The sequence below is a fragment of the Mycobacterium sp. genome (assembly GCF_051006775.1).
In the GTDB taxonomy this organism is placed as follows: Bacteria; Actinomycetota; Actinomycetes; order Mycobacteriales; family Mycobacteriaceae; genus Mycobacterium.
This window is the reverse complement of sequence record NZ_JBPCSX010000186.1, coordinates 1-3,926: the sequence shown is the minus strand read 5'-3', so window position 1 is coordinate 3,926 and position 3,926 is coordinate 1. Positions and strand designations below refer to the sequence as shown.

Genomic DNA, 3,926 nt, shown 5'->3' with positions numbered 1-3,926 from the left:
ACTGGCCGCCGCGGTCGGAGACGAAGCCGCCGCCGATATCGCTGCGGCGGCATTGCTGGACACCCTCGACGCCGTCGCCGGCACGCCGTTCGCCGCCCGCGTCGTCGCACTGACCGGTGATCTGTCGCTGGCCGCGCGGTCCGCGCAGATCCGCTCCCGACTCGACGATTTCATCGTCATCGGCCAGCGCGGCGCCGACTTCGGCCACCGGCTGGCCCATGCCCATGCCGACGCCGCCGCCGTCGGCGCTGCGCCGGTGCTCCAGATCGGGATGGACACCCCGCAGGTCACCGCCGAACTGCTCACCGACTGCGCGGGCAAGCTCGCCCCCGGTACAGCAGTGCTCGGGCCGGCCCACGACGGCGGGTGGTGGTTGCTCGGTGTCAGTGACGCCTCGCTGGCCGGCTGCCTGATCGACGTGCCGATGTCGCAGTCCGACACCGGCGCGCTGACCGCGGCCGCCCTCGAACGAGGCGGAGTCCAGGTGGTTCTCACCACGGAACTCGCCGACGTCGATACCGTTGCGGACATACCAGTGGTTCGCACCGCCTGCCGTCCCGCCAGTCGATTCACCCTCGCCACCGAAGGGATCTGACAAGATGACCGCTCCGACGAAATCAGAGACCTTGCGTGGCACCGCGATCACCACCCGCGTCGGTCTGGCGCTCGGTGTGGCCGTCACGATCTGTTTCGTCACCGGTTTCATCAGTCACTTCGTCCAGCACCCGCAACCGTGGTTCTACTGGCCCACCCGACCGGTCTGGCTGTACCGGGCCACCCAGGGCCTGCACGTCATCTCCGGTATCGCTGCGATCCCACTGCTGGTGGTCAAGCTGTGGTCGGTCTACCCCAAGCTGTTCGAGAAGCCGATCATCGGCGGTCTGACCAAACAGCTTGAGCGGGCGTCGATCCTGGTCCTGATGGCCTCCATGCTCTTCCAGTTCTCGACCGGCCTGATGAACATCGCCAAGTGGTACGCGTTCGGGTTCTTCTTCACCACCAACCACTACGCGATGGCCTATGTTGCAGCCGGCGCACTGCTGGTGCATATCGGGGTCAAGCTGCCGATCATCCGTCGCGCACTCGGTGAGCCACTCGAGGAGATTCCCACCGGCGAGTTGCGGACCGGGCCGACCCGGCGCACCGTGCTGGCCGGCACCTGGCTGGCGGCCGGGGTGGCGACGCTGGTGACGGCCGGCCAGACGGTGCCATGGATTCGCAAGGCCTCGGTCCTGGCACCGCGGTCAGGCACGGGCCCACAGGGCATGCCGATCAACCGCACAGCCCGGGCGGCAGGCGTGCTGCGCAGTGCCCAGTCGCCGGACTACCGGTTGACCGTTGTCAATGGCGCGACGGTCAAGTCGTTCAGCGTGGCCGACCTGGCCGCGATGCCGCAGTCCACCTTCCGGTTGCCGATCGCCTGCGTCGAGGGGTGGAGCGCAGAGGCCGACTGGTCCGGGGTGGTGCTGGCGGCTCTGGTTCAGGCGGTGGGTGGCTCGCCTGATTCCGATGTGCGACTGATATCTCTGGAGCCGCCCGGTCCGTACTCGCGGACCACGGTGCCTGCCCTACACGCCCGCGATCCGCAGACACTGATCGCGATGAAGATCAACGGTGAAACACTCGCCCCCGACCACGGCTACCCGGCGCGGCTGATCTCGCCCGCCCGGGCCGGCGTCCTGCAGACCAAGTGGTTGTCACGTATCGAGGTGGTGCAGAAATGACCGCAATCCGTGCGCTACTGATGGCAGCCGGTGTAGCGCTCGGCAGCTACGGTGCGGTGCTGCTGTTGGACAATCCGACGCACATCATCATCCGCATCGCGGTCTGGGCCGGGGTCGGTGTGCTGCTGCACGACGCCGTGTTCGCGCCCGCCTGCGTTGCCCTGGGGTTCGCCGGCAAGCGAATCCTGCCCCGGTCGTGGTGGTCGCCGGTCATGGTCGCTTCGCTGTGCAGCGTCGTCTTGGTGCTGCTGGCCATTCCGGTCTACAGCAAGCCCGGACTGGAGCCGGACAACCCCACGGTCCTCGATCGCGACTACCACTGGGGTCTGTGGGTGTCGCTGGCGATCGTCTGGGGTGCGGCGTTGCTGATTCTCATCGGTAAGCACCTGCTACCAGTTCGTCAGAATAAAGCTGTTCAGTAGCAGGGCGCCGGTCACGTTGATGCCCAACCACCAACGGTGTGACCGCACTGGAAGCAATGCGGGGGCGGCGGTCAGCCACACCTCGAAAGGCAACCAGATCCGTTCGGTCTCCGCCTTCGACAGCATCGACAGATCTGCACAGAGGATCGCGGCCAGTGCGCCCAGCACCAGCAGATTGATCCCGGTGCGCGCCTTGACCGCCCGGATGTCGAAGGCCCGGGCCACCCCGGCCGCGCTGCCCAACCCGATGGCGCAGACCACCGAGGCGAAATTCGCCCAGCTCCAGTACTGGAACGGCCGGACTTTGGCAATGCCCTGCCAATACCGTTGCTGGACAAGCTGATAGCCGTCGAACCACCAGAATCCCGCCAGCGCGAACGCCGCCACCACCACCAGCGCCGCCGCGACTGCCACGGCCAGCCGTTTCAGCGCTGTACGGCGGTCCGCGGCGCACAGCAGAACGGCCAGTGCGGGCAGCGCCATCAAACCGAGTCCGTAGTTGAGGAATATCCCCCACCCCAGCAGCAGTCCTGAACCGGCTGCCGCCAGCGCCGGCCGTCGCGCCGTCTTGCTGACCGCGATCGCCAGCAGCGCGATCCCCCAGGCCGCAACACCGGCGAAGTAGCCGTCCGCCGACACCGCGATCCAGATGGCGGTCGGAGCCACCGCGACGAACGGCGCCGCCAACCGTGCCGTTGACTCACCCGACACCGCGCGCAACGCGACCAGAATGGCTGCCGCCGCGCTGGATCCGGCGAGCAGGCACAGCAGGCCCGCCCAGGCCCCGCCGCCGAGACCGATCCGGTCCAGCCACACAAAGGTCAGCAATGCACCCGGTGGATGACCTGAGACGTGGGTGATCCAGGAGTTCGGCTGATAGTCGAGGATCCGACTGGAGAAGGTCCGGACCGCCTCGCCGATATCGGTGATGCCCGGAACCTGGCGCAGATACTCGTGTTTGGCCGTCAGTCGCCCGGCGAAACCCCGTTGCCAGCCGTCGATCATCGCCAGCGCGAACGCCCAGCAGGCCGAGGTAGCCCAAGCCGAGAATGTCAGCTTCCGCCAGGACAGCCGCTGGGCCAGATCAGGCCCCCAGCGCACCGCCGCGACACCGATGGCGATCGCCGGCAGCGTGCCCCAGCCGACGTGGGCGTTCCACCAGCCGAATATCGGCGCGGTTTGGGCGTAATCCTTGATCTGCGCCGCTGTGGCGTGCAGCAGTGGCGTGACGATACCCAGGTGCAGGTGCGGCAGGACGAATGCGATAACCACCAACAGCAGCGCGGCCGACGCGGCGAGGCGATCCCTTCTCATGGCAAAGCTCCGCTCACGGTAGATCCCCGCTCACGGCAAATCGAAGGGCAACTGCACACCCTCGTGCGCCAGACAGTGCGAACATGCGCGTTCAGAATCAAGCCGGTCGATCGTGTCGTTGATCAGCTGTTTGAACGGGATCATATTGCGTTCGAACTCGGCGAAGACGTCCGCTGCCCGGACTCCGGCACCGGCCTCCACGCCGGCATCGAGATCAGTGACCAAAGCGATTGCGGCATAGCAGATCTCCAATTCCCGGGCCAGAACGGCCTCGGGGTAACCGGTCATGTTCACCAGGACGAAACCCTGCCGGACGAACCACTGACTCTCCGCGCGGGTGGAGAAACGCGGCCCCTGAATCACCACCATCGTGCCGCCGTCGACCACGCCGGGGTGATTCGCGGCATTGGCCCGCAGCACCGGGCAGTACGGGTCGGCGAACTCGACGTGAATGCCGCCGGAATCG

The 3,926-nt window shown here is 67.0% G+C and carries 5 protein-coding genes; 3 read left to right on the top strand and 2 right to left on the bottom strand.

The window, feature by feature from the left end; translation table 11 throughout:
* Position 1: 1 nt before the first annotated feature.
* From ACR2JI_RS13575 to ACR2JI_RS13565, 3 genes are read left to right on the top strand one after another with little or no spacing between them, the layout of a single operon-like run.
* The gene (locus ACR2JI_RS13575) at positions 2-595 is read left to right on the top strand and encodes a TIGR04282 family arsenosugar biosynthesis glycosyltransferase (protein WP_526390777.1); all 594 of its coding nucleotides are present in this window, start codon (positions 2-4) and stop codon (positions 593-595) included.
* A 4-nt stretch (positions 596-599) separates the two neighbouring features.
* Positions 600-1,724: a molybdopterin-dependent oxidoreductase gene (locus tag ACR2JI_RS13570; RefSeq protein WP_526390775.1), complete on the top strand. Its 1,125-nt coding sequence runs from the start codon at positions 600-602 to the stop codon at positions 1,722-1,724.
* Entirely contained in the window at positions 1,721-2,146 is a 426-nt protein-coding gene (locus tag ACR2JI_RS13565) for a hypothetical protein (RefSeq protein ID WP_526390773.1), read from the top strand. The genes ACR2JI_RS13570 and ACR2JI_RS13565 overlap by 4 nt, the downstream gene beginning before the upstream one ends.
* Here ACR2JI_RS13565 and ACR2JI_RS13560 read toward each other — a convergent pair.
* Positions 2,114-3,460 carry a hypothetical protein gene (locus ACR2JI_RS13560; protein WP_526390771.1) on the bottom strand — a complete coding sequence of 449 codons (1,347 nt, stop codon included), beginning with the start codon at positions 3,458-3,460 and terminating at the stop codon, positions 2,114-2,116. The genes ACR2JI_RS13565 and ACR2JI_RS13560 overlap by 33 nt on opposite strands.
* Before the next feature lie 30 nt (positions 3,461-3,490).
* The coding region (locus tag ACR2JI_RS13555; protein ID WP_526390769.1) for a phosphorylase family protein at positions 3,491-3,926 on the bottom strand (436 nt) is incomplete at its 5' end.

Bases quoted from the DNA above. Each gene is read 5' to 3' on its own strand.
- ACR2JI_RS13570 (WP_526390775.1), top strand. From the start codon at position 600: ATGACCGCTCCGACGAAATCAGAGACCTTGCGTGGCACCGCGATCACC.
- ACR2JI_RS13565 (WP_526390773.1), top strand. From the start codon at position 1,721: ATGACCGCAATCCGTGCGCTACTGATGGCAGCCGGTGTAGCGCTCGGC.
- ACR2JI_RS13560 (WP_526390771.1), bottom strand. From the start codon at position 3,460: ATGAGAAGGGATCGCCTCGCCGCGTCGGCCGCGCTGCTGTTGGTGGTT.